20 protein-coding genes and 2 pseudogenes are annotated in these 24,391 nt (G+C 69.5%); 9 read left to right on the forward strand and 13 right to left on the reverse strand.

Annotated elements, in window-relative coordinates; all coding sequences use genetic code 11:
- Positions 1–35: 35 nt before the first annotated feature.
- Entirely contained in the window at positions 36–278 is a 243-nt protein-coding gene (locus tag ACFXK0_RS23105; protein WP_379412752.1) for a hypothetical protein, read from the reverse strand.
- Positions 279–390: 112 nt separating this feature from the next.
- Between ACFXK0_RS23105 and ACFXK0_RS23110 the strand changes: the two genes are divergently transcribed.
- Complete coding sequence (locus tag ACFXK0_RS23110; RefSeq protein WP_379412753.1) at positions 391–2,370, forward strand: glycoside hydrolase family 15 protein; 1,980 nt, start codon at positions 391–393, stop codon at positions 2,368–2,370.
- Position 2,371: 1 nt separating this feature from the next.
- On the opposite strand, the gene ACFXK0_RS23115 is transcribed toward ACFXK0_RS23110, so the two are convergent.
- Both ACFXK0_RS23115 and ACFXK0_RS23120 read right to left on the reverse strand, forming a co-directional pair.
- Positions 2,372–4,174: a hypothetical protein gene (locus ACFXK0_RS23115; RefSeq protein WP_379412754.1), complete on the reverse strand. Its 1,803-nt coding sequence runs from the start codon at positions 4,172–4,174 to the stop codon at positions 2,372–2,374.
- Positions 4,175–4,247: 73 nt separating this feature from the next.
- Positions 4,248–6,254, reverse strand: coding sequence for a hypothetical protein (locus tag ACFXK0_RS23120; protein ID WP_379412755.1), 2,007 nt, complete (start codon positions 6,252–6,254; stop codon positions 4,248–4,250).
- Positions 6,255–6,530: 276 nt separating this feature from the next.
- Between ACFXK0_RS23120 and ACFXK0_RS23125 the strand changes: the two genes are divergently transcribed.
- Genes ACFXK0_RS23125 through ACFXK0_RS23135 form a run of 3 tightly spaced genes read left to right on the forward strand, consistent with a single transcriptional unit; the run spans position 6,531 to position 8,952 of the window.
- Entirely contained in the window at positions 6,531–6,962 is a 432-nt protein-coding gene (locus tag ACFXK0_RS23125) for a hypothetical protein (protein ID WP_379412757.1), read from the forward strand.
- Between the two features lie 35 nt (positions 6,963–6,997).
- Positions 6,998–7,690 (forward strand): response regulator transcription factor, encoded by a 693-nt coding sequence (locus ACFXK0_RS23130; RefSeq protein ID WP_379412758.1) that lies wholly within the window; start codon positions 6,998–7,000, stop codon positions 7,688–7,690.
- Positions 7,687–8,952 (forward strand): ATP-binding protein, encoded by a 1,266-nt coding sequence (locus ACFXK0_RS23135; protein WP_379412759.1) that lies wholly within the window; start codon positions 7,687–7,689, stop codon positions 8,950–8,952. Before ACFXK0_RS23130 ends, ACFXK0_RS23135 begins: the two co-directional genes overlap by 4 nt.
- Position 8,953: 1 nt before the next feature.
- Here the strand turns inward: ACFXK0_RS23135 and lepA are convergent, their stop codons facing one another.
- The gene (gene lepA, locus ACFXK0_RS23140; protein ID WP_379412761.1) at positions 8,954–10,837 is read right to left on the reverse strand and encodes a translation elongation factor 4; all 1,884 of its coding nucleotides are present in this window, start codon (positions 10,835–10,837) and stop codon (positions 8,954–8,956) included.
- A gap of 70 nt (positions 10,838–10,907) precedes the next feature.
- Here lepA and ACFXK0_RS23145 point away from each other — a divergent pair, with 70 nt between their 5' ends.
- On the forward strand, positions 10,908–11,459 hold the full coding sequence (locus tag ACFXK0_RS23145) for a type II toxin-antitoxin system PemK/MazF family toxin (protein WP_379412762.1): 552 nt from the start codon (positions 10,908–10,910) through the stop codon (positions 11,457–11,459).
- A gap of 52 nt (positions 11,460–11,511) precedes the next feature.
- Here ACFXK0_RS23145 and ACFXK0_RS23150 read toward each other — a convergent pair whose 3' ends face one another.
- From ACFXK0_RS23150 to ACFXK0_RS23165, 4 genes are all read right to left on the reverse strand, one after another.
- On the reverse strand, positions 11,512–12,261 hold the full coding sequence (locus ACFXK0_RS23150) for an aquaporin (protein ID WP_379412764.1): 750 nt from the start codon (positions 12,259–12,261) through the stop codon (positions 11,512–11,514).
- A 65-nt stretch (positions 12,262–12,326) separates the two neighbouring features.
- Positions 12,327–13,169, reverse strand: coding sequence for a transglutaminase domain-containing protein (locus ACFXK0_RS23155; protein WP_379412765.1), 843 nt, complete (start codon positions 13,167–13,169; stop codon positions 12,327–12,329).
- On the reverse strand, positions 13,166–14,143 hold the full coding sequence (locus ACFXK0_RS23160) for an alpha-E domain-containing protein (RefSeq protein WP_379412767.1): 978 nt from the start codon (positions 14,141–14,143) through the stop codon (positions 13,166–13,168). The genes ACFXK0_RS23155 and ACFXK0_RS23160 overlap by 4 nt, the downstream gene beginning before the upstream one ends.
- 5 nt (positions 14,144–14,148) lie before the next feature.
- Entirely contained in the window at positions 14,149–15,684 is a 1,536-nt protein-coding gene (locus tag ACFXK0_RS23165) for a circularly permuted type 2 ATP-grasp protein (protein WP_379412824.1), read from the reverse strand.
- Positions 15,685–16,080: 396 nt separating this feature from the next.
- On the opposite strand from ACFXK0_RS23165, the gene rpsT reads away from it, so the two are divergent.
- Together rpsT and ACFXK0_RS23175 are read left to right on the forward strand one after the other, a co-directional pair.
- Positions 16,081–16,341: a 30S ribosomal protein S20 gene (rpsT, locus tag ACFXK0_RS23170; RefSeq protein WP_019045815.1), complete on the forward strand. Its 261-nt coding sequence runs from the start codon at positions 16,081–16,083 to the stop codon at positions 16,339–16,341.
- 97 nt (positions 16,342–16,438) lie between these two features.
- Positions 16,439–16,684 (forward strand): hypothetical protein, encoded by a 246-nt coding sequence (locus ACFXK0_RS23175; protein ID WP_379412768.1) that lies wholly within the window; start codon positions 16,439–16,441, stop codon positions 16,682–16,684.
- Between the two features lie 6 nt (positions 16,685–16,690).
- Here the strand turns inward: ACFXK0_RS23175 and ACFXK0_RS23180 are convergent, their stop codons facing one another.
- The 4 genes from ACFXK0_RS23180 to ACFXK0_RS23195 all read right to left on the reverse strand — a co-directional run bounded on the left by ACFXK0_RS23180 (position 16,691) and on the right by ACFXK0_RS23195 (position 20,974).
- Positions 16,691–17,977 (reverse strand): LCP family protein, encoded by a 1,287-nt coding sequence (locus ACFXK0_RS23180; RefSeq protein ID WP_379412769.1) that lies wholly within the window; start codon positions 17,975–17,977, stop codon positions 16,691–16,693.
- 98 nt (positions 17,978–18,075) lie between these two features.
- The gene (locus tag ACFXK0_RS23185; protein WP_379412770.1) at positions 18,076–18,522 is read right to left on the reverse strand and encodes an SgcJ/EcaC family oxidoreductase; all 447 of its coding nucleotides are present in this window, start codon (positions 18,520–18,522) and stop codon (positions 18,076–18,078) included.
- 133 nt (positions 18,523–18,655) lie between these two features.
- A complete protein-coding gene (gene holA / locus ACFXK0_RS23190; RefSeq protein ID WP_379412772.1) occupies positions 18,656–19,627 on the reverse strand; it encodes a DNA polymerase III subunit delta in 972 nt (323 codons plus the stop codon).
- Between the two features lie 180 nt (positions 19,628–19,807).
- On the reverse strand, positions 19,808–20,974 hold the full coding sequence (locus tag ACFXK0_RS23195; protein WP_379412773.1) for an RNA-guided endonuclease InsQ/TnpB family protein: 1,167 nt from the start codon (positions 20,972–20,974) through the stop codon (positions 19,808–19,810).
- Between ACFXK0_RS23195 and tnpA the strand changes: the two are divergent.
- A pseudogene (tnpA, locus tag ACFXK0_RS23200) lies at positions 20,970–21,322 on the forward strand (IS200/IS605 family transposase); the annotation flags it as partial. The gene ACFXK0_RS23195 and the pseudogene tnpA overlap by 5 nt on opposite strands.
- Before the next feature lie 7 nt (positions 21,323–21,329).
- On the forward strand, positions 21,330–21,695 hold the full coding sequence (locus tag ACFXK0_RS23205) for a hypothetical protein (protein ID WP_379412775.1): 366 nt from the start codon (positions 21,330–21,332) through the stop codon (positions 21,693–21,695).
- A gap of 547 nt (positions 21,696–22,242) precedes the next feature.
- On the opposite strand, the pseudogene ACFXK0_RS23210 reads toward ACFXK0_RS23205, so the two are convergent.
- Positions 22,243–24,276, reverse strand: a pseudogene (locus ACFXK0_RS23210) (ComEC/Rec2 family competence protein); the annotation flags it as partial.
- Between the last annotated feature and the right edge of the window lie 115 nt (positions 24,277–24,391).

Consider the following 24,391-nt stretch of genomic DNA (forward strand, 5'->3'; position numbering starts at 1 on the left):
AGCGACAAGAGCGAGCTGTACGCGAGAACGTGGCATCAGCGCGCACCACTACCAACAGTCGGGCGCACGGCAGCAGGCACCGGCTGCGGTTCAGCCACCTCGACCCGGTCGTCACGCCCGAGCATCCGGAAGACCGCGCGCAACGCACGATCGAGCAGGTAGGCGATGGCGAAGCTGATCGGGACCATGCCGACCAGCACGACCAGGAACTGCGGAATGAAGGGGAGCCCGGCCACCCAGAGCTCGAAGCCGTCCCACCAACCTGCGATGCGTTGCACAGCGCCAGCCTATCCCGCGCACCGGCACGGACCCTGATCGCGCTGGTCACGGAACGACAACCGGCCGCCGCTCGCGGTGGACGACGCGCGCCGCTGCCGTGAAGATGGGGTGATGGCGTCCACCGACGATCCGCCCTCGGCCGATTTCCTGCCCATCCTGAGCCCGGTGTCCAGCAGCGGCCGCCGGGGCGCGTTCCCGCCGATCGACGACTACGCCTTCCTGTCCGACTGCGAGTCCAGCTGCCTGGTCGCCAGCAGCGGGTCGGTGGAGTGGATGTGCGTGCCGCGCCCGGACTCCCCCAGCGTGTTCGGCGCGATCCTGGACCGCAGCGCGGGGCATTTCCGGATCGGTCCGTACGGCAAGAATGTGCCCGCCGCGCGCCGGTATCTGCCGGGCGGGATGATCCTGGAAACCACCTGGCAGACCGAGACCGGCTGGCTGATCGTGCGCGACGCGCTGGTGCTCGGGCCGTGGCACAACAACGATCAGCGCTCCAAGACGCACCGCCGGACCCCGATGGACTGGGATGCCGAGCACATGCTGCTGCGGATGGTGAAGTGTGTCAGCGGCACCGTCGAACTGGAGATGAGCTGCCAGCCCTCCTTCGACTATCACCAGGGCGGCGCGCAGTGGGAGTACACCGGCAAGGTCTACGAGCAGGCGACCGCGCGGGCTTCCGCCGACGCCGACGCCGGCCCGTCGCTGGTGCTCACCACCGACCTGCGCCTCGGGCTGGAGGGCCGCGAGGCCCGTGCCCGCACCCGGATGTCGGAGGGCGACCAGGTGTACGTCGCGCTCACCTGGTCCGAGCTGCCCGCCCCGGCGACCTTCGACGATGCCGCGAACAAGATGTGGGCGACGACCGAATGCTGGCGGCGCTGGATCACCCTCGGTGACTTCCCCGACCATCCGTGGCGCAGCTATCTGCAGCGCAGCGCGCTGACACTCAAGGGCCTGACCTACGCGCCGACCGGGGCCCTGCTCGCCGCCGCCACCACCTCCCTGCCGGAAACCCCTGGCGGACAACGTAACTGGGACTACCGCTACACCTGGGTGCGCGATGCCAGCTTCGCGCTGTGGGGCCTGTACACGCTGGGCCTCGACCGCGAGGCCAACGACTTCTTCGCCTTCCTCGACGACGTCACCACCGGCGAGAACGGCGACGCGCTGCCACTGCAGGTGCTCTACGGCATCGGCGGTGAACGCCGCATCACCGAATACGAACTGCCCGCGATGACCGGCTACGACGGCGCGATCCCGGTCCGCGTCGGCAATGCCGCCTACGACCAGGACCAGCACGACATCTGGGGCACCATGCTCGACGCGGTGTACCTGCACGTGAAGTCGCGCGGGCAGGTGCCGGAGAACCTGTGGCCGCTGCTGGAACGCACGGTGCAGGCGGCGATCGCCAACTGGCGGGCCCCCGATCGCGGGATCTGGGAGGTGCGTGGCGAACCGCAGCACTTCACCTCGTCGAAGATCATGTGCTGGGTCGCGCTTGACCGTGGCGCCCGCCTGGCGCAGCTGCACGGGCAGCACGCGCGCGCGGCGGAGTGGTTCGCGATCGCCGAGCAGATCCGCGACGACGTGCTCGCCCACGGGGTCAACGACGAGGGCGTGTTCACCCAGACCTACGGCGGCGAAACCCTCGACGCCTCGCTGCTGCTGGCGGTGCTGACCCGGTTCCTGCCGCCGGACGACCACCGGATCCGCGCCACGGTGCTCGCGATCGCGACCCGGCTCACCGTCAACGGGCTGGTGCTGCGCTACCACACCGACACCACCGACGACGGCCTCGAGGGCGAGGAGGGCACCTTCACCATCTGCTCGTTCTGGCTGGTGTCGGCGCTGGTGGAGATCGGTGAGCTGGAACGCGCGACACATCTGTGCGAGCGGCTGCTCGGGTTGTCGAGTCCGCTGCGGCTCTACGCCGAGGAGATCGATTCACGCACCGGCAGGCACCTGGGCAACTTCCCGCAGGCGTTCACCCATCTGGCGCTGATCAACGCGGTCACCCATGTGATCCGCGCCGAGGACTCGCGCAACGCGGGTCAGTTCCAGCCCGCGCACACCCCGGCGCACCGGTCCTGATTCAGTACGACAGCCGTTCGGCGCGTTCGCGCAGACCCGCGATGGTGCGCAGGCCCGCGTCGATCTCGGTGATGCGCAGCTCGCGCTGGTTGCCGTAGCGCAGGCCGGTCTCCTCGGCCGCACGCAGCGCCTCCTCGGCGGTGCGCGAGACCTCGGCGGCGATCTCGGTGTAGTGATCGCGCAGGACCCGCTGCAGGGTGCGCAGGCGGTTGCGGGATTCCTTGCCGACCTGGAAGATCACGTCGTCGGCGAGCCGGGCGACGGCGACCTTGGCCTCGGCCTGCCTGCGCTGCTTACGATTGCGCCGGTCGTCCCACAGCGCGTTCACACCGAGCAGCACACCGGCGCCGGCCGAATACCAGTTGACCAGCGACATGCCGAGCAGGCTGGTGGCCAGACCGACCATCAGGATGCCACCGTAGGAACCGCGCAGCGCCGAGAGCGCCTGTTGCCCGACACTGGCTTTGGCGCTTTCCAGCGTCTCCAGCGGCTGCACCGGATCGAGCACCTCGCCGGGATCGGTCAGGCGCAGCTCGGGCAGCGGCGGAGTCCGGTTGTCCGGCGGGAACTTCGCGGCCACCTGCTCGGCGAGCTCCACGGCGCGGTAGTGCGCCATCACGAAGTTCTCCTCGACCGCCTCGCAGATCCGGGCGTCGAGCTCGGTGGCGAAATCGGTCCATTTGCGCGCCGGGTCGGTGCGGGTGATCTCGGTCTCGGCCTCGCGGACCAGGGTGCGCAGGCGGTGCCGCAGGTCGTGTTCGATGTCGGCGCCCAGCTCGGAACTGCCGTCGACCAGGGTCACCTGCCAGGTCGCGGTGCGCTGACGCAGCTGATCGGCCTCGGCGCGGGCCCCGGCCAGACGCTGGGTGATCTCGGCGCGCCGGCGCGGATCGCGCAGGGTGTCGGCCTCGGCGCGCAGGGTGACGGTGAGCTGGTCGGTGACCAGCGCGATATCGCGGACCGCGGCGGCGATGGCGACCGAATCCGCCTGCGCCACCACGTAATCCTGCAGGTGGTCGATGAGCTGGGGCACCCCGGACTCGGCATCGCGCTGCTGGTCGCCGGTGTCGGCGGCCTGCTGGTGCAGCAGTGCCGAGACCGGCGCCACCGCGAAGTTCAGCCCGGCGCCGTCGAGCAGCGCGCGGTTGCGGCGCTGGGTCAGCGACCAGTGCGGGTTGCGGTCGATCTTGGTGAGCACGCAGACCACCGAGGGACACACCTGCTCGACCCGGCGCAGGTAGTCCAGCTGGGCTTCGGTGAGTTCGGCGGCGGAATCGGCGGCGTAGAGCACCACGTCGGCGGCCGCGATCATCGACCACGCCGCACTCTCGCGGGCGACCGGGCCGGGCGCGTCCATCACCACCAGGCCGTCGGCCAGCAGAGGGCTCGGCTCGGCGAACTCCGCGCGCAGCACGCCGAGCGTGGTCAGGGCGGGGCCCGGGTTCTGTGGGTCGACCGGGACCCGTTCGACCCGGCCGCGCGGCGCCGACTTGACCAGGGTGGCCGTCGGCGTCGGCCCGTATTCGACGATCACCGGAACGCTGGGCTTGCCCTCGGTCGCGCTGACCGGGCTCCCGACCATGCTGTTGACCAGCGTGCTCATCCCGGCCTGCGGTTCACCCACGACCACCAGGCGCACCCGGGGATCGCTCAGGCGGGCCCGCACCATGCCGAGGCGGGCGTCGAGGTCGTCGCGGCCGCCCGAGCGGACCAGTTCCCGCAGTTCGTCGACCAGCGACACGACCGGAGCCATCACATCCGGATGCTTCACCGTCGCGGCCTGCAGTCCGGCTGCGGCAGACAACCTGTCCCTCACTCTCGTTGCACGTACCCGGCCGTATCACCGAGGCGAGACGACGTCATTTCAGATGACGGAGTCATACCCACGTGGCGTAGTCGTAACCATGATGATGGGCGGCGGGCAAAACCGCGGCCGTGGGATCGATCCCGACCGAACCCGAATCGAACAGTCCGGCCGAGATGCCATGGTAGCTGCCGCCGTGCTGGTCGAAGTCGGCGGCGATCGGCTTGGCGTCGACGACCGGGGGTTTGATCGGGGCGGCCGGGGTCGGCTGCACGGTCACCGCGGGCGGGGTGACGATCGCCGGCGGATCGATGTCGGCGGTCGGCTGCTTGGTGGGCACGGGCTGCAGGGTGGGCTGCTGGGTCGGCACCTCGGCCGTCGGCTGCGACGGTGTCGGCTGCGGCTGGGTGGGCTGCGGCTGGGTCGCGGTGGGTACGTCCACCGACGGTGTGCTCGGCGCGGTCGACGGCGTGCTGACCTCGCCGGTGGTGCCCGGCGTGGTGACGGTGTCGTCGTCCGGCAGGGTCGGCTCGACGGTGGCGGACGGCCCCGTCGGTGCGGTCGGGGCGGTCGGCGCCGTGGTGATCGGCACCTTGGTGATCTCCGGCATGGTCGCCGTCGGCGTCGGGAGCGGCACCGTCGACGGTGTGGTCGGCAGATCGATGGTCGGGAACGGCGAGTTCGTGGTGACCGGCGCGGTCGACGGCGTGGTGTCGGTACCGCCGGAGAGGTCGGGCACGACCACCGGCTGGGTCGGCGTCACGGGGGCGAACAGCGCGGGCACGGCCGCGGCGGGCGCGGTCAGCGGCGCACCGCCGGTACCGCCGAGCACATTGGCGATCGGGGTGGAGGCGACATCGGGCTGGATGGTCGTCTGCAGCGGCGTGTTCACCACCGGGCTCACCACGACGGGGGCTGGCGCGGCCGGGGCGACCGGCGCGGGGGCGATCGGGGCAGGAGCAGGGGCTGGTGCCGGCGCGAACGGGGTCGCCGCGACAGGCGCTGGCGCCGGGGCGGCGGGCGCGATCGGGGCAGGCCCGGCGGGTGCGATCGGAGCAGGCCCGGCGGCGGGCGCGGGCGCCGTGGACGAACCGGGCAGCCCGACACCGGACGGCGACGACCCGGGCAGGCTGGGGCCCGAGGACGACGATCCGGGCAGCCCGGTGCCGTTCTGCCCGGAACTCGCGGTGTCGGCGCCGGGGACCTTCATCCCGCTGCCCAGGTACTGGCCGTAGTCGTCGAGCTGGTCACCGACCTTGCCGACCTGCACGTCGAGCTTCATCTGCGAGGTGAACCACACACCGTCGAGCCCGGCGTGCATGTCGACCTGCCAGTCGGAGGTGACCATCGCGCCGTAGCCGTCGAACAGGCCGCCCAGGTCACCGATGCCGTCGAAGAGCCCGTCGGAGCCGCCGGCGCCGGTACCGCCACCGGCCACCGGATTGGTCGCATCCGGCAGACCGGGCAGACCGATGCCGTCGAAACCGGGGATGCCGACGCCGTTGCCGGGCAGGCCGTCGAAACCCGGGATGCCGATGCCGTGTCCGGGCAGGCCTGCGCCCGGGTCGAGGCCGGGCAGGCCGATGCCGTTGTCGAGGCCGTCACCGGCGCCGGCACCGTAGCCCGGGATGGTCGGGGTGTGCGCGTAGGACGGGATACCGATGCCGTTCGAGGTCTCCCCGTCGGAACCGGGAATCTGTGGGTGCCAGTCGGATTCGCCGCGTTCGCTCGCGCGCGCGACCATCGCGACGTCGCCGTCCATCGGCGGCAGCCCGCCGAAGGGCGTGTGCGGGGTCACCGGCGCGGGCGTGGGGTCGTATTCGAGGTCGGGGAAGGTGACGATCGGGCTCGGCACATCCGGGTCCGGATCGGCGGGAACATGCGAGGACCAGCCCGCGTAGCGGCTGGCGTCGTTGCTCGTCCCGTGTTCGGGGGTGGTGCCGTTGGCCGCGACCAGCGCGCCACCGGTCACATAGGCGCCGGCCCGGGCGACCCTGGCCACACCGTTGGCGACCCGGTACGCGGTGTCCGGGCCCTCTGCGCGCGCGGCACCGTCATCCGTAGGCAGATCACGCGTCATCAAAGCTCCAACATTCGCATCGCTGTTACTCCCCACCCGATCGAGGCGAAGTGAGAATCATCCAACACTATTTCCGGAAGACCGCACTGTCATTTCGTCCAGAACGGTCGGTTACCACCCTATGGCGAGCAACAGCTTTCGGCGAGCCCGTGGAACCAGGGGGATCCGGATCCCGAGAGAACTCTAACGATTGCTCAACGGAGCGTGAAGATCGGCTGCTTAGCGTCGGTTCAGCCGGTCGAGCCGATCGGCGAAACCCACGTCAGGAGACCGACAATGACCCCGTCCTCGCCCCGCCGCCGGATCCGCACCGCCGCCCTGTTCGGTGGAGCCGCCCTGCTCACCGCCGCTGCCGCCGGTGTCGCCACCGCCGACCCGGCCACCACTGCCGACGACGGCAGCATGGTGGCCGTCTGCGCCGCGCCCGGCGAACCGGGCCTGCCGATTCCGGTCGCCCCCGCCGCGCCGATGCCCGGCATGCCCGTCGAGCAGTACACCCTGGCACAGCCGGGTGACGGCGCCCACGCGCAGACCATCCTCGTCCAGCCCGATGGCGCTGTGCAGTCCATCCCCGCGATGCCGCTGCTGCCGGCCGCACCGGCGGAGACAGGGGGCGCGGTGTGCGTACAGAACAGCCCCGACGGGCCGATGGTGACACTGCCCGCACCCGGCGGCCCGGCTGTCGCGCAGCCGGTGATTCCGCGCTGACCAGCGGCAACAATGGATCACACTAGGGTGAGTGCATGACCGGACAGCAGATCTTGGTCGTCGACGACGAGGTCCGGGTGCTCGCGTCGCTGCGCCGGGGCTTGGAGCTCTCGGGCTTCGACGTCATCACCGCCGCCGACGGCGCGCAGGCACTCACCCTGGTGCGCTCCGCCGCACCCGACGCCATGGTGCTCGATGTCAACATGCCCGAACTCGACGGTGTCGGCGTGGTCACCGCGCTGCGGGCGATGGGCAACGACATCCCCATCTGCGTGCTCAGTGCCCGCAGCGCGGTGTCCGACCGGATCGCCGCGCTGGAGCGGGGCGCCGACGACTACCTCACCAAACCGTTCGACCTGGGCGAGCTGGTCGCCCGGCTGCGGGCGCTGCTGCGGCGCAGGCCGGTGACCGCCGCACCGGCCGGGGAGACGGTTCAGGTGGGCGAGGTGGTGATCGACCTCACCGGGTACCGGGTCCATGCGGGCGGCGCAGCGGTCGAGCTCACCAAACGGGAGTTCGAGCTGCTGGCGATGCTGGCCCGCAACACCGGCATCGTGCTCGGCCGGGAGCAGATCCTGTCCACGGTGTGGGGCTACGACTTCAGCACCGACACCAATGTCGTGGACGTGTTCGTCTCGTATCTGCGGCGCAAGCTGGAGGCGAACGGTATCGCGCGGGTCGTGCACACCGTGCGCGGGGTCGGATTCGTGCTGCGGGATCAGCCGTGAGTACCGGTTCGTGGTCGCTGCGCACCCGGGTCGCGCTCGTCTCGGCGGTGGTGGCCGCCCTGGTGGCGATCACCCTCGGCTTCACCTACGCGGCCCTGCTGACAGTGACCGGTACGCGACAGCTCGATCAGACCGTGTCCACCATGCATGTGCAGATGTTCGATCAGCCCGACAGTGTTCCCGCGCTGCCGCTTCCGGCGCCTGCGAGCCCCCTCCCCGATGCCCTGATGCCGGGCGAACCAGCGCTGCTGGAACCCAGCCGAACGATCGACACCACACTCGCGGAGGTGCAGGGCGCGCCGGGTTTGGTGGTGCGGCTCGACGCCGATCGTGAGATCGTCGATGCCGCCATCACCCGCAGCCAGCTGATCGGCCTCGGCATCGGCGTCGCGGGCGTACTCGCGGCCGCCGGATTGGGTTGGGTGCTGGCCGGTTTCGCCGCGCGCCCGTTGCGCAGGCTGGCGACCGCCACCCACGAGATCGACACCCTCGACGAGCTCCCACCGCTGTCAGGTCGCGGTGTCAGGGAGGCCGAGGAACTCTCCGACGCGATCACCCGCATGCTCGCACGACTCGAGACCGCGCACGGCGAGACCAGACAGGCACTGGCGGGCGCCCGTGATTTCGCCGCGGTCTGCGCACACGAACTGCGCACCCCGCTCACTGCCATGCGCACCGACCTGCAAGTCCTCGCCGGTGACGACCTCCCCGCCGGCCAGCGCGGTGCCGTCCTCGCCGACGTGCTGGCCGCCGAACACCAGATCGAGCGCACACTCACCGATCTCGAACGTCTCGCCGTCGGCGAACTGACCGACTCCGGCGCGTTCGAACCGTTCGAACTGTGCGAAACCCTCGATCGCGCCGTCCAGAACGCCCGGCGCTCGCACCCCGGCGTCGACATCACCCTGACCGCCTGCGATCCGGTCCCGATGACCGGCCTGCCCGGCGGCATCCTGCTGATCGTCACCAATGCGGTCGCCAACGCGGTCGCGCACGGGGACGCCACCGAGATCGCCGTGGCGGCGAGCACCGGCGCCGACGGCATCGAGATCACCATCGACGACAACGGCGCGGGCATACCGGAACACCTGTCCCCCACCGCCTTCGACCGCTTCGCCAAACGCCCGGGCTCCCCCGGTTCGGGCCTGGGTCTTGCCCTGGTCCGGCAGCAGGCCGAATTGCACGGCGGCACCGCCGAACTCGCCGAAAGCCCGCTCGGCGGGACGCGCCTGCTGGTGCGCGTCACCGCCGAACCGGACTGAGCTACTTGCCCTTCGGCTTGTCCGAGGCCGCGTCCGAGGACAGCGCGGCCACGAAGGCCTCCTGCGGCACATCGACCCGGCCGATGGTCTTCATGCGCTTCTTACCTTCCTTCTGCTTCTCGAGCAGCTTGCGCTTACGGCTGATGTCACCGCCGTAGCACTTGGCGAGCACGTCCTTGCGGATCGCCCTGATGTTCTCGCGCGCGATGATCTTCGACCCGATCGCGGCCTGGATGGGCACCTCGAACTGCTGACGCGGGATGAGTTCGCGCAGCTTGGTGGTCATCTTGTTGCCGTAGGCCTGGGCGGCGTCCTTGTGCACGATGGCACTGAACGCGTCGACAGCCTCGCCCTGGAGCAGGATGTCGACCTTCACCAGCGCCGAGGACTGCTCGCCCGCCTCCTCGTAATCGAGCGAGGCGTAACCGCGGGTGCGCGACTTGAGCGAGTCGAAGAAGTCGAAGATGATCTCGGCCATCGGCAGCGTGTAGCGCATCTCCACGCGCGTCTCCGACAGGTAGTCCATGCCCAGCAGCTCGCCGCGGCGGCTCTGGCACAGCTCCATGATGGTGCCGACGAACTCGCTCGGCGCGATCACAGTGCACTTGGTCACCGGCTCGAAGGTCTGACGCACCTTGCCCTCGGGCCAGTACGACGGGTTGGTGACGATGTGCTCGGTGCCGTCCTCCATGACGACCCGGTAGATCACGTTGGGCGCGGTGGAGATCAGGTCCAGGCCGAACTCGCGCTGCAACCGTTCGCGGGTGATCTCCATGTGCAGCAGACCGAGGAAGCCGCAGCGGAAACCGAAGCCGAGCGCCACCGAGGTCTCGGGCACGTAGGTCAGCGCCGCGTCGTTGAGCTGCAGCTTGTCCAGCGCGTCGCGCAGATCCGGGTAGTCCGAGCCGTCGACCGGGTACAGGCCCGAGTAGACCATCGGGCGCGGTTCCTGGTAGCCGGCCAGCGCCGAGGTGGCGCCGTCGCGCGCGGAGGTGACGGTGTCACCGACCTTGGACTGGCGCACGTCCTTCACACCGGTGATCAGGTAGCCCACCTCGCCGACGCCGAGACCCTGGGTCGGCTTGGGCTCGGGCGAGACGATGCCGATCTCGAGCAGCTCGTGCTGCGCACCGGTGGACATCATCTTGATCTTCTGGCGCGGGGTCAGCTTGCCGTCGACCACACGCACGTAGGTGACCACGCCGCGGTAAGTGTCATAGACCGAGTCGAAGATCAGCGCGCGGGCCGGGGCGTCGGCGTCTCCGACCGGCGGCGGCACCTCGGCGATCACCTTGTTCAGCAGCGCGTCGACACCGACGCCGGTCTTACCGGAGACCCGCAGCACCTCGTCGGGCTCACAGCCCACGATGTGGGCGATCTCGGCGGCGTAGCGGTCCGGGTCGGCGGCGGGCAGGTCGATCTTGTTGAGCACCGGGATGATCACCAGATCGCGTTCCATCGCCAGGTACAGATTCGCCAGCGTCTGCGCCTCGATGCCCTGGGCGGCGTCGACCAGCAGGATCGCGCCCTCACACGCCTCGAGCGCACGCGACACCTCGTAGGTGAAGTCGACGTGGCCCGGGGTGTCGATCATGTGCAGGACATAGTCCTCGCCCTCGACACTCCACGGCAGGCGCACGTTCTGGGCCTTGATGGTGATGCCGCGCTCGCGCTCGATGTCCATCCGGTCCAGGTACTGCGCGCGCATGGCCCGCTCCTCGACCACACCGGTCAGCTGCAGCATCCGATCGGCCAGCGTCGACTTGCCGTGGTCGATGTGCGCGATGATGCAGAAGTTCCGGATCCGGGACGGATCGGTGAACGTCGTATCGGCAAAACTGGAAGCCACTCCACTCCTCGAGGGGTATCGGCGAACTGGGTCCATCGTCCCATGGCCGGATCGGCCGCCCTGTCACCGGTGCACCGAAGCGCCGAGTCACCGTTATATTTCAGGGATGGCCAGCAGTTGGAACACACTCGGCAAGCAGCTCGGCGTCATCGCCAAGGAGCAGGGGCCGAAGATCGTGCGCAAGCAGGGGCCGCGGTTGCTGGAGAAGCTCGCGGAGGCGCTGGGCGGCAAGCCCGCCCCCGCCGTGGCTGTCCGCCCGACCGCATCGACTCCGGTGCCCACCGCGCACCGTGCCCGCCAGATCGTCTACTGCCCCCAGCTGGACGGTCGCGCCGATCCCGGCGAGATCGTCTGGACCTGGGTGCCCTACGAGGAGGACCCCACCAACGGTAAGGACCGCCCGGTGCTGGTGGTCGGGCGCGACCGCAAGACCCTGCTCGGGCTGATGCTGTCGTCCAAGGCCGACCGCGCGCACGACCGCAACTGGGTCGGTATCGGTTCGGGCCCGTGGGACAACGAGGGCAGGCCCAGCTGGGTGCGCCTGGATCGGGTGCTCGACGTGCCCGAGGACGGCATCCGGCGCGAGGGCGCGATCGTCGAACGCAAGACCTTCGACCTGGTCGCGCACCGGCTCGTCGCCGAATACCACTGGAGCTGACCGCAGCGCGCCCCGATCCGCAGCAGCGCGGATCGGGGCGCCCGTCCGCGGTTCAGGCCGCGATCTCCTTGGATCGCCCGAAGATCAGGCCGTACACCAGCGCACCCAGCGCCCCGCCGATCAGCGGGAACAGGATGAACGCCCACAGCTGACCCATCGCCCCGTCCTGGAACGGCGCGACGCCGATGCTGCGCGCCGGGTTGCCCGACCCGTTGTCGACCGGGATGGCCACGAGGTTGACGATCGCGAACGCCGCGCCGATCGACATGCCCGCCAGCGGCGCGTCGGAGATCTGATCGGTGGAGGCCAGCACGACGAACACCAGCACACCGGTGAGCATCACCTCCATGATGATGGTGGCCGCGAGCCCGTACCCGTTCTGCACCACTACCTCGCTCAGCGGTCCGGTCACCGCCGAGGGACTGTGCGCACCCCAGCCGTTCGCGCCGAGCCCGTCGACGCGGCGGTCGTAGGCGGGCAGGTTGTTGGCGATCGCGAACAGCACCAGACCGGCCAGCAGCGCACCCACCACCTGGGCGAGTGCGTAAAAGCCCGCGTTCTTCGGCGTGATCCGGCCGAGCAGCAACTGGCCGAGGGTGACCGCCGGGTTCACGTGGCAGCCCGAGATCGGGCCCAGCGCGTACACCAAAAACATCAGGGTGAGACCGAACGCCAGGCCCACCCCGAGCGCGCCCACCCGGTCACCGGCCAGCACCGCGGTGCCGACACCGCCGATCACCAGGACGAAGGTGCCGAGTCCTTCGGCCGCCCATTTCTTGGTATCCGGCACAACATCGGACATCGGCCACCGCCTTCGAGGAGGATTGACCCCGCGACGAGCGGGGTTCCGCACGATCGTCTCGGAGATTACGCGAGCCGGGTGACCTCCACAACGACCTCCAGATCCGTCGAGCCGCCGCCGGAGAACACCCCTTTCATCGGTGGGACGTCGGCGTAGTCGCGGCCGACGCCGACCGAGACGTGCTGCTCGTTGACGGCGAGATTGTTGGTCGGGTCGTACCCCCACCACTGCCCGGTCCAGGCCTCGATCCAGGCGTGCGACTGCCCGGCCACCGTCTCGCCGATCTCCGCACCCGCCTTCGGATGCAGATAGCCCGACACGTACCGGCTCGGAATCCCCATGCTGCGCAACAACACCAGCGTCAGATGGGCGTAGTCCTGGCACACCCCGCGCCGCTCGGCGAAGGCCTCCAGCGCCGAGGTGTGCACCGAGGTGGTGCCCGCGATGTAGTCCATCTCCTTGTGCACCCACTCCGCCGCGCGCACCACGGCCTTGGCCGGCGGCTCACCCCGCGACAGCTGCCTGGCGACGGTGGCCAGCTTGCGGTCGCGCGGCACATAGGCGGTGGGACCGATCATTTCGTCGAACCGGTCGACGACGCGACCGCCGCGCAACTGCTCCCAGGTCAGTTCCCCGGCGGGTTCGGCGAACGGCTCGGTCTCGACCACCGAGGACCCGGTCACCTCGAGTTCGGTGTGCGGGGCGTGCAGGTCGAAGGCGGTGACCGCGGTGCCCCAGTAGTCGGTGTAGCGATACGACCTGGTGGCTGGCACGGTTTCGACGCGATTGAGGATCACGTTCTGCCTGCTGTCGGCCCGCGGCGTGAGCCTGGCCTCGTTGAACGAGCGCGTCACCGGCGCGTCGTAGACATAGCCGGTGGTGTGCACCACCCTGATCCGCCAGCTCACAGCTCCCCCTCCACCTGTACCCGGACATCCTGGCCGCTGCGCACATCGGTCCAGGCCACCCACGGGGCGGCGTGGAAGTACTGGCGCGACACTGCTTCACTGACTTCGCGGCAGGATTTCTGCAGGGCCAGCAGCCGGTTCTGCAGGTCTTCCAGCAGCACACCCGGCGGCAGGAACTCCAGCTCGCTGCGGGCCCGGCCGAGCACGCGCTGCGCCTCGTGCCGCGCGCCGACCCGGCTGCCCGGCCGCTGGTCCAGCTCGGTCAGGCAGTCCTCGGCCACCCGCAGGGTGTGGAACACCGAGCGTGGGAAGAGCCGGTCGATCAGGATGAACTCGGCGACCCGGGCGGCGTCGAGCGCGCCGCGATGGGTGCGCAGATAGGTGTCGTGGGCGCCGGCCGAACGCAGCACCGTCACCCAGGCCGGTGAGGAGGTGCGGTCACCGGCGCGCGAGAGCAGCAGGCGCACCATCATGTCCACCCGTTCGACGCAGCGGCCGAGCAGCAGGAAGCGGTAGCCGTCGTCGCGGCTCAGCGTCGAGTCGGTGAGCCCGGTGAACATGGCCGCGCGGTCCTTGATGAAGGAGAAGAACTCGTGCGGGCCGAGACCGCGCGCCGCCTGCTCCGCCGCGGGCAGCCCGTTGTAGGTGGCGTTGAGGCATTCCCACATCTCACTGGAGGTGACTTCGCGTGCGCCACGGGCGTTTTCGCGGGCCTTGCCGATGGAGTCGCTGATCGAGACGCCGTGGTCGTGGCTGAACGCGACCAGATCGGTCACCGACCAGACATCCAGGCGCAGCCCTTCCGGCGCTTCGATGCCGAGCACCTTCAGCAGTACCCGGGAGGTGCGGTCGGCGTCGACGGTGGCGTCTTCGAGCAGCTGGTGCACGGCGACGTCGAGGATGCGCGCGGTGTCGTCGGCGCGCTCGACGTATCGGCCGATCCAGTAGAGGGATTCGGCGTTACGGGCAAGCATGTCTGTTATTCCCCGATCAGCCGCTGCGTCTGTTGTTGTTGCTGCTGTTGCTGATTGGCCTGCGGCGCGCTGAGCTCGCGGCCGATCTCGAAGGAATCGGCCTGGGGCGGGTCGCTCACCAGTTCCGAGCCTGCCAGTTCCCGCTCGGCTCGACCCGAGCGGCCCGCCAGCACCCAGGTGTCCTTGCTGCCGCCGCCCTGGCTGGAGTTGACCACCAGCGAGCCCTCCGGCAGGGCGACGCGGGTGAGTCCGCCGGGCAGTACCCAGATGTCGTCGCCGTCGTTGACCGCGAACGGCCGCAGGTCGACGTGGCGGGGCAGCAGCTCGTTGCCGATCTTGGTCGGCACCGTCGACAGCTGCACCACCGGCTGGGCGATCCAGCCGCGCGGGTCGGCCTTGATCTTGCGCCGGACCGCCTCCAGCTCGCGCGGGCTCGCGTCCGGCCCGATCACGATGCCGTAGCCGCCCGACCCCTCCACCGGCTTGACCACCAGCTCACCGACCCGGTCGAGCACCTCGGCGCGTTCGTCGTCGAGCCAGCAGCGGAAGGTGTCGACATTGGGCAGGATCGGCTTCTCGCCGAGGTAGTACTCGATGATCGTCGGCACATAGGTGTAGATGAGTTTGTCGTCGCCCACCCCGTTGCCGACCGCGCTCGAGATCACCACAGTGCCCGCGCGCGCGGCATTGAGCAGCCCGGCCACGCCCAGCACCGAATCGGGGCGGAAGTGCATGGGATCGAGGAAGGTGTCGTCGATGCGGCGGTAGATCACGTCGACCTGGCGCTCGCCCGCGGTCGTGCGCATGTAGACGACATTGTCGCGGCAGAACAGATCACGCCCCTCGACCAGCTCGACGCCCATCTGCCTGGCCAGCAGCGAGTGCTCGAAATAGGCGGAGTTGTGCACGCCGGGAGTGAGCACGACCACGGTCGGGTCGGCCTCGTTGGGTGCGGCCGAGGCCCGCAACGCGCGCAGCAGGTGCCCGGGGTAGTCGCCGACCGCGCGCACCCGGTGCGAGGAGAACAGGTCGGGGAAGACCCGCGCCATGGTGCGCCGGTTCTCCATCACATAGGAGACCCCCGACGGTGAGCGCAGGTTGTCCTCGAGTACCCGGAAGTCGCCGCGCTCGTCGCGCACCAGGTCGATGCCGGAGACGTGGATACGCACCCCGTTCGGCGGCACCAGCCCGGCCGCCTGACGGTGGAAGTGCTCGCACGAGGTGACCAGTCGTTTGGGCATCACCTGGTCGCGCAGGATGTTCTGCTCGCCGTAGATGTCGGCCAGGAACAGCTCGAGCGCGGTCACCCGCTGTTTGATGCCGCGCTCGAGCTTGGCCCACTCCGCGGCCGCGATCACCCGCGGCACCAGGTCCAGCGGAAACGGGCGCTCCTGCCCGGACAGCGAGAAGGTGATGCCCTGGTCGATGAAGGCCCGGTCCAATGCGTCGGACCGCTTGGCCAGGTCGTCGACATCGTTGGCGGCCATCGCGGCGTGGATGCCCCGGTACGGCGCGCGGACCCGGCCCGCCGCGTCGAACATCTCGTCGAAGGCCTCGGCGAAGCGGCCGGGCCGGTAGCCCTCGAACAGGCCGGTGTGCGCGGTGACCGGGTGCCCGTTCGATCTCACCAACGCCGGTGTTGCGGATCGAGCAGTACTCGGCGCTGTGGTGGAGGTCATGAGAAAAACTGTGCATCACCTGGCCGCAGGGTCGTGTGAGACACGGGTAAATTTCTTGCATCACCTGAAACGGGTGAAATCGAGTGTGCGGGCGGCGGCGTGGATCAGGGCCGATTTCGCCGGGCGGTGCCGAGCTGGTAACCTCGATCTTCGGCGCGGTGTTACCCGTAGTTCAGCACCATCTGCTGCATCGTGGGCGCGCGCCCGACGAGCTTTCAAGACATACCACCCAGCGACAGGAAACCAGAGGATACAGGCGTGGCCAACATCAAGTCCCAGATGAAGCGGATCCGTACCAACGAGGCGGCGCGCAAGCGCAACCAGTCGGTCAAGTCCGCGCTGCGCACCGCGATCCGCAACTTCCGTGAAGCCGCTGCGAGCGGTGACAAGGAAAAGGCTGCCGAGCAGCTGCAGTTCGCGAGCCGCAAGCTCGACAAGGCCGCTTCCAAGGGCGTCATCCACGCCAACCAGGCGGCCAACAAGAAGTCCGCGCTCGCGCTGGCTCTGAACAAGATCTGATCGGAGCGGGCCTACCCGCTCAGCAATACTTCGCAAGACGCAGCCGCCGTGGCCTCGATGACCACGGCGGCTTTTGTCGTCGGCTACCATTCCGCGCATGTTGACGGTGTACGCGAATCAGACGGTGGTACGAGGCGACGACCTGGCCGAGGTGATCCGCGCCGCGGAGATCCTGGGGTTCGGCCTCAAGATCGAGAACGTGATGGTGCCCGACGAGGAGGGCGGCTACTCCGCGGCCTGGATCGTCACCCGCGAAGAGGAAGTCCCGCTCTACGACGAGTGGGAGGGCCGCTACGAGGACATCGAGGACTCCGACGACGAGCTCGCGCTCGTCGGCGAGTGATCCGGCTCAGTTCACGCAGGGGATCTTCCCCGAGGTGATGTCGCTGCGGACCGGTCTGCCCACGTCGGGTGTCTTGGTCACCGAGGTGGTCGTGCCGGTCTGCCAGGCGCCCGTGGTCGCCTCGGCGGGCAGGGCCGCCGGCGGGGTCGCCCGGCGTGACCGGGTGGTCGTCGGCGCGGCGACGGGCGTGCCGAATGCGGTGGCGATCTCGCGGCGGACGGCCGCGCGGTCGACGATGTTCACGTCCTGACCGTTGATGACGTCGTAGCGCAGCACCGGCAGGGTGCGGAACTCGACCTGCGGGTCCTCGGCGCCGCCGAGCGTGCGGACGAACTCGGTCATGTCCCAGCCGTCGGAGAGCACGATATTGCGGTGCGCCACGTCCATCAGCGCCGAGAGCCTGCCCGGATCGGTGAGGGTGCCCGCGCTGCGCAACTGCTGGGCGACCGCGGTGAGGAAGGCCTGCTGGCGGTGGGTGCGGTCCAGGTCGCCGTTGTCGAGCCCGTGCCGTTGCCGTACGAACGCCAGCGCCTGCGCCGGGTCCAGCCGCTGCCTGCCCGCCGGGAAGTCGGCCCCGGAGAACTCGGTGTCGCGCACCGGCTCGTTGAGGCACACCTCCACTCCGCCGAGGGCCGAGGCCAGATCGTAGAAACCGGCCAGAGTGATCTCGGCGAAGCGGTCGATCGGCACCCCGGTCAGCTCGCGTACCGCGCCGACGATCGAGGCCCGGCCCGCTTCCCGCCCCGCCTGTTCGAGCTCGCCCCGGTCGGTGACCCCGCGGGCGATCAGCTGGTCCTGCACCGCGGCCTTCTTCAACCCGTACGCCTCTTTGATCTTGACGTGGGTGTAGCCGGGGATACCGCTGACCGGCACATAGTTGTCGCGCGGGATGGACACCGCGACGATCTTGTCCAAGGCCGCCGGGATGTGCACCAGGATCAGGGTATTGGCGTTGTAGCCGCCCTCGTCGCCGTCACCGGCGTGCAACTGTTCGAGCACCTCGGGCGCCAGCTCGTCCCCGTTCTGATCACGCCGGGTGTCCAGGCCGATCAGCAGCACATTGAGGTCGCCGCCGAGCGAATGGGGCGCGTCCTCGCCGAGTGCGTAGGAGCGCAGGAAGCCGTCGTCGAAGTTTCCCGCGGTCGACCAGCCGTAGGCGGTCACCGCGACGACGGCCGCCGACAACCCGGCGGCGACGCCTTTGACGATTCCCCTGGTCCATTCCCTCGCCGAACGACGAGCGCGTCGACCACTCGCGCGCTCATCGGTTCGGCTGGCGCTCGGCTCGTCCATGTCATGATCGACTCTGCCAGCGGGAGGAGTGACCGGAGATCGCGATTACGTCCCGATTGGATGGCGGCGGATCGCCGGCACGGCCGTGGCGATCGGGATCAGGCTGCCGGGACCGGAGTGTTCTGCCGGGCGGCCGTCCACCACCGGCCGTTCTCCTTGACCAGCACATACAGTGCGACCATGGCCGGTTCGGTGTCGATCAGGTCGCCCTCGGGGGTGGTGGCGCGGGCGGTCTTGTGCGCGAGGGCGACGTCGGGCCGCAGGAACAGGATGTCGGTGACGTCATAGCGGACGTACTCGTCCTTCAGGAACCCCGCCAGCCCGCGCTGATTCGCCGCGAGCACGGCGTCGCGGCCGCTGATCAACATGCCCACCGCATTGCCGACCGTCGCGTTCGCGGCGAACGGGGCGGTCAGGAGTTCGGCGTCGTTGGTGTTCATCGCGGTCTGGTTGTCGGCGATGATCTGGCGGATCGCGGCGATGTCGGCGGTGTGATCCACGGTGTGATCGCCGAGAACCGGGGGCTGTGTCGTGTTCGTGTCCATGGCCGAAATCGTCTTTCCTGAACCATGGTTGAGGTCAAGAGATTCGTGAGTGACCGCACTTTCGACGGTCCCGTCGCGTCGCCGGGCACCCATGTCCGAGCGACCCGAGGCGGCGGCCCGAACAGGGTGGATCTCAGCTCGTGGCGCGCAGGTCGAGGATGCGGGAGAGCGCGTGTTCGACGGCGTATGTGGCGTCGGCGGCGCCGCCCTTGACGTCGGCGTTGAGCGTGGCGACGACCTGGAGCGCGGTGCCGATGGTCGCGGGGTTCCAGCCGCGAGCCTGGGCCTGCGCCTTCTTCACCTTCCACGGTGGCATGCCGAGTTGCTGGGCGAGTTTGAACGGATCGCCGCGGCCCGCCGAACCGACCTTGGCGATGGTGTGCACCGAATCGGCGAGCGCATCGGCGAGCAGCACGTGCGGAACGCCACGGTCGGTGGCCCAGCGCAGGGCCTCCATCGCGGCGGGCCGATCGCCCGCGACGGCGAGCTCGGCGACGTCGAATCCGGTCACCTCGGCTCGTCCGGAGTAGTAGCGGCGGACCGCGTGCACGTCGATCCGGCCGCCGGTGTCGGCCACCAGTTGCGAACAGGCCGCGGCCAATTCGCGCAGTTCCGAGCCGACGGACTCGATCAGCACCTGCACCGCATCGGCCGGGACCTTGACCCCGGCCGCCCGGAACTCAGCCCGCACGAACTCCATCCGCTCACCGGCCTTGGTGAGCTTGGCGCATTCGTGCACGAGAGCGCCCTGCTTCTGCAGGGCAGGCGCCAGCGCCTTGGCTCGGCCGCCACCGGAGTGCAGCACCATGAGCACCACGCCGTCGGGCGGGTCGACGGCGGCCTCGGTGATCACCGCCACGGCGTCCTTGCCCGCCTCGGCCGCGGACTCGAGCACGATCACCCGGTCCTCGGCGAACAGCGAGGGGCTGAGCAGTTCGGCGAGTTCGGCGGTGCTCGCGTCACCGGCGCGCAACCGGTCGACCGGAACCGACTCCGGATCGGGCGCGTTCGCCCGGACGGCCGCGGTCACCTGCGCTACCGCGCGTTCGACCAGCAGCTCCTCGTCACCGAGAACCAGATGTACCGCGGCAGGGCGTTCGCTCACGAGCCGATCCTACGTAGCGGCTCCGACAACTGGTCCGACCGCGTGCCGTGGTTCGCGCGCCTACCCTTGGTTATGGCCATCGACCTTCCCTTGACATCCTCCCGGCCCTGAAGGGCCGGGATTCCTCCTGAACCTCGCGGTCCTCCGGTGGGTTCCTGTTTCACAGGGACGTACCTTCCGCTAGGCGGCCGGACTTACCGTCCCTCCGCAGGCGTTTAGCCTCTCCGCCTGCCCGGCGGCGAGGATATTGATCGCGGCGTTGCGATCCCGGTCGTGGACCACACCGCACCCACACGTCCATTCCCGCACATGCAACGGCTTACCCTCCCCCACGACTCCGCACACCGAGCACAAGCGGGTGGACGGGAACCAGCGATCCACCCGGCCGAAGGTACGCCCGTACCGGGCAGCTTTGTCCTCCAACATGGAGATGAACATGCCCCACCCCGCGTCGTGCACCGACTTCGCCAACCGGGTCCGCGCCAAACCCTTCACACACAAGTCCTCGACATACACCGCTTGGTTGTCGCGAATGATCGTCGTGGACTGTTTGTGCGCCCAATCCCGGCGCGTATCGGCCACCCTCGCATGAGCCTTCGCGACCCGCAGCCGCGCCTTGACCCGATTCTTCGAACCTTTCTCCTTGCGCGACAACGACTGCTGCGCCTTCCGCAACCGGCGCTGCGCTTGCCGCAGGAACCTCGGCGAGGTGATCATCTTCCCGTTCGACAGGACCGCGAACGTGGTCAGACCCAGGTCGATACCGACCTCGGGGTCGACCGGCGCAAGCGGCTGCGCGGCGACTTCGACAACGAACGACGCGAAATACCGGCCCACCGCGTCCTTGACGATCGTGACCGACGACGGGTCGGCCGGCAGTTCCCGCGACCACGCGACCTTCAATTCGCCGACCTTCGCGACATACAGTCGCCGGTTCCGGCGCAGCGAGAAACCGTTGCGGGTGAACCGGACCGCCTGCCGGTTGTCCTTGCGCGACCGGAATCTCGGAGCCGCGACCCTGCCGCCCTTGCGTTTCCCGGTGACCGAGGCGAAGAAGTTGCGGTACGCGGTGTGCAGGTCGCCCAACGCTTGAACCAATGCCACCGACGACACTTCGGCCAGCCACGCCCGTTCCGGTGTCCGCTTGGCCTCGGTGATCACCCTGGTCTGCAACACCGAATCCTTGATGTACGGCAGCCCCGCGGCGTACGCATCCCGCCGGGCGCGTAATGCGTCGTTGTACACCACCCGTGCGCAACCGAACACCCGAGCCAACGAATCCTGTTGGCTCGACGTCGGATACACGCGGTAGTTGTACCGGAGCTGCACAAGATCGACTGTACTCACCGACGACATGCTCACCACCTGCGAGCGGGTGATGCGCGAGGTGTGCACCGACTTCGAAGCGACCCTGGTCGAATTCAACGGCGAAACCGACCATGTGCACCTGCTCGTCGAGTACCCGCCCAAGGTCGCGGTATCGAGGCTGGTGAACAGCCTCAAGGGGGTGTCGGCTCGCCGCCTTCGTGACGAGTACCGGTACTGGGTGAACCAGCACAGCATGGACGGACACCTGTGGAGTCCCAGTTACCTCGCCGCGTCCTCGGTGGCGCGCCGATCTCGATCGTGAGGCAGTACATCGAGCAACAGCAACGGCCACCTCGTGCCCCAGGAAGGCCGAAGTTGATGCGCTGACCCGGCCATGAAGGACCGGGCTTGCGCGCTACGTTTCCTGGTCACCGGCTGGGCGCCGTCCTCGTGCACCTTGCCGAGCAGCGAGGTTCCGCTGCGCATCGCCGAATTCGATCAGCTGTTCGCGACCTCCGTCCTGTCCTTCGCCCGGCCCGGACCGACCGCGCTCGAGCTGACCCTGCCGCGCGATGCCGAGGCCGGTGCCCGGGATCTCACGGCGCGCGAGTCGGGCTGCTGCTCGTTCTTCGCCTTCGATTTCCGTGCCGGTGCCGACGTGGTCCTGCGCATCGGCGTTCCGGCCGGGCAGGTCGATGTGCTCGATGCCATCGAGGAACGGGTCCGTCGCGCGGTCGCGGAGCGCGCCGGCGAGCGGTGACGATCCGCAGGTTCGCGGTGCTGCCGTAGACCACCACATCGCCGTCCCGGTCGGTTCGGGCGATGGTGGCGCCGAGTTCGGTGAGCGCTGCCGTCACGGTCGGGTGCGGGTGGCCGAAAGTGTTGTCCTCGCCCGCGCTGACCAGTGCGAGCCGGGGATGGACGGCTCGGAAGAACTCCGGCGTGGTGGTCCGAGATCCATGATGGGGCACCTTGAGGATGTCGGCGCGGAGGTCGTGGTCCCGCATCATCCGGGTCTGGGCGGGTGCCTCGATATCGCCGGTGAGCAGAATGCTGCCGATCGTCGTTCGTGCCCGCAGCACCAGTGACCGATCGTTGGCCTCGTCGACCGACAGACTTGTCGGCTGCCGGATTGCCGGTGCCAGCACGGCCAATTCGACTGTCCCGAAGGTCATCACCTGGCCTGCGTACAGCTCCATGGTGGGAATGCCCTCGGCGTGCGCGATCGCGGCGACTGCCTTGATCCCGCCCTGCTCATCCGTGTCCCCGTCCCCTGCCCCGTCCCCGTGCCCGTGCCCTTCCCCGTGCCCGTGCCCGTGCCCGTGCCCGTGCCCGTGCCCGTGCCCGGAGTGTTCGCGCGATATCGCCTTGTCGGAATTCGCACTCGCCACTGCGGAATCCCCTCCTTCGAGCTGTCGATCCGGTGCTGTCGCCGGGCCAGCGACTTGCGCGTCCATGGTGGTCGGGTCGGCGCGTAATTCGCCCGGGGCCGTGGCGATGGCGTCGACCGTGCGGCCGCGGACCGCGCCCGGCAGACCGTCGATGTGGTCGGCGTGCGGGTGGGTGAGGACGAGCAGCGGGACGCGGGTGATGTGCAGGCGGTCGAGACAGCGCCGCATGAGCCGCGGGTCGGGGCCGGTGTCGATGACCACGGCGGCGCCGGGACCGACCGCCAGGGCGAGCCCGTCGCCCTGGCCCACATCGCACATGGCCAGAACCCACCCGGCGGGCGGCCAGCCGGGATTCCACAGGCGCACCGGGACGAGGACTATCGCGATACCGAGGACGACGACGGCGAGGAGCCGACGCGCCCGCGACCACCGCAGCGCCGCCACCAGCACGACGACGATCACCGCCGTCACCACTCCCCCGATGACACCGGACCGCACCGATACCGTCGCCCCGGGCACCGCGGCCGCGCGATCGGCGACTTCGAGCAACCACCACAGTGGCGGCCGCGCACACCACAGCACCCAGACCGCCGCATCACCCCACCCACACGCCACGCCCGCGCCCACCGCCCCGATCACCGTGATCAACCCGACGACCGGCGCCACCAGGGCATTCGCGACGATCGCCACCAGACTCACCCGTCCGGACAGCGCCACCATCAGCGGCAGGGTGACGACGAAGGCGCCCGCCGACACCGCCACGATCTCCGCCGGCGCCCGCCACCAGCCCCGTGCCCGCAACCAGTCGGCCCAGCTCGGCGCGAGCAGGATCAGCCCGGCGGTGGCCAGCACGGACAGCGCGAATCCCGCGCTCATCGCCAATTGTGGTGCAATCGCGAGCAATCCGATCACGGCGCCGCCCAGTGCGGGCAGCGCTTGCTTACGCCGCCCGGTGAGCAACGCGAGCACGGTCACCGACCCCATGGCCGCCGCCCGCAGGACGCTCGGATCCGGACGCGCGAGCACCACGAACACGACGAGCACACCTGCCGCCGCCGCGGCGCTGATCCGTGGACCCGCCGTGAGCAGTCGAGTGAGCGCCAGCAGAGCGGTCAGCAGAATCGTGAAGTTCGCGCCACTGACCACGCATAGGTGTTGCAGGCCTGCGATTTCGAACGCATCCCGCACGTGATCGGGAAGCGCCACAGTGTCACCGACGACGAGCGCGGGCAACAGCCCGGCGGCGTCCGGTGGCAGCGCCCGCGCCGACGCCGCCACCAGATCCGCCCGCACCCCCGCGGCCATCCGCTGCCACCACGGTGGTTCGCCGAGCCGCTCCGGTGGCGCCGAGGCGTTCAGTGCGGCAACGGTCAGATCGGCCCGATTCGGTTGGCTCACCTGTGCCCGGAACCGCACCGTCTGCCCCGGTGACAGCTCGGCCCATGCGGTACCGCCGGCCAGCACCACCACCGCGCCACCGGCCCGTGTCGATCCCGCACTCCCACCGAACTCCCGCAGCTCGGCGTGCACGATCCACCGCCGCTGTCCACCGAACCCGCCCCCGCGCATCGGCTTCGCGTCATCGGTGACCACCGCCACCACACTCACCGAGCGCCCGAACATGTCCCGCAACGGATGCGCCTGCACCTGATGCTCCCGCCATGCCCCCGCCGCCCCGAACCCCGCGGTCAGCACCATCGTCGCCAGCCCGGCCACCGCCACCACCCGCCACCGCTCCCGCCGATGCGCCATCGCCCACAGCAACACCACCCACAGCCCGATCGCCACCCCCACGGCGACCACCGCGACCACCGCCCCCACCAACCAGCCGCCGCCGATCGCGACGATCGTCACCACCCAGCACCCCACCGCGGCAGGCACCAGCCGCATATCCAGAACCTGCCGCTCCCCTTCATCGGCCCTCGCGTCGACCTCCACCCCCACCTTCATCCACTCACCGCACAACCCGGCCCGGCGACCTCATCCCGATCCTCCGATCGCACTCTCCTGCACCCGCTTTCACCCCACCCCAGCCCAGCCGGACCACCCAGCCCAGCCGGACCAC

It is taken from the genome of Nocardia sp. NPDC059177 (assembly GCF_042755165.1).
In the GTDB taxonomy this organism is placed as follows: domain Bacteria; phylum Actinomycetota; class Actinomycetes; order Mycobacteriales; family Mycobacteriaceae; genus Nocardia.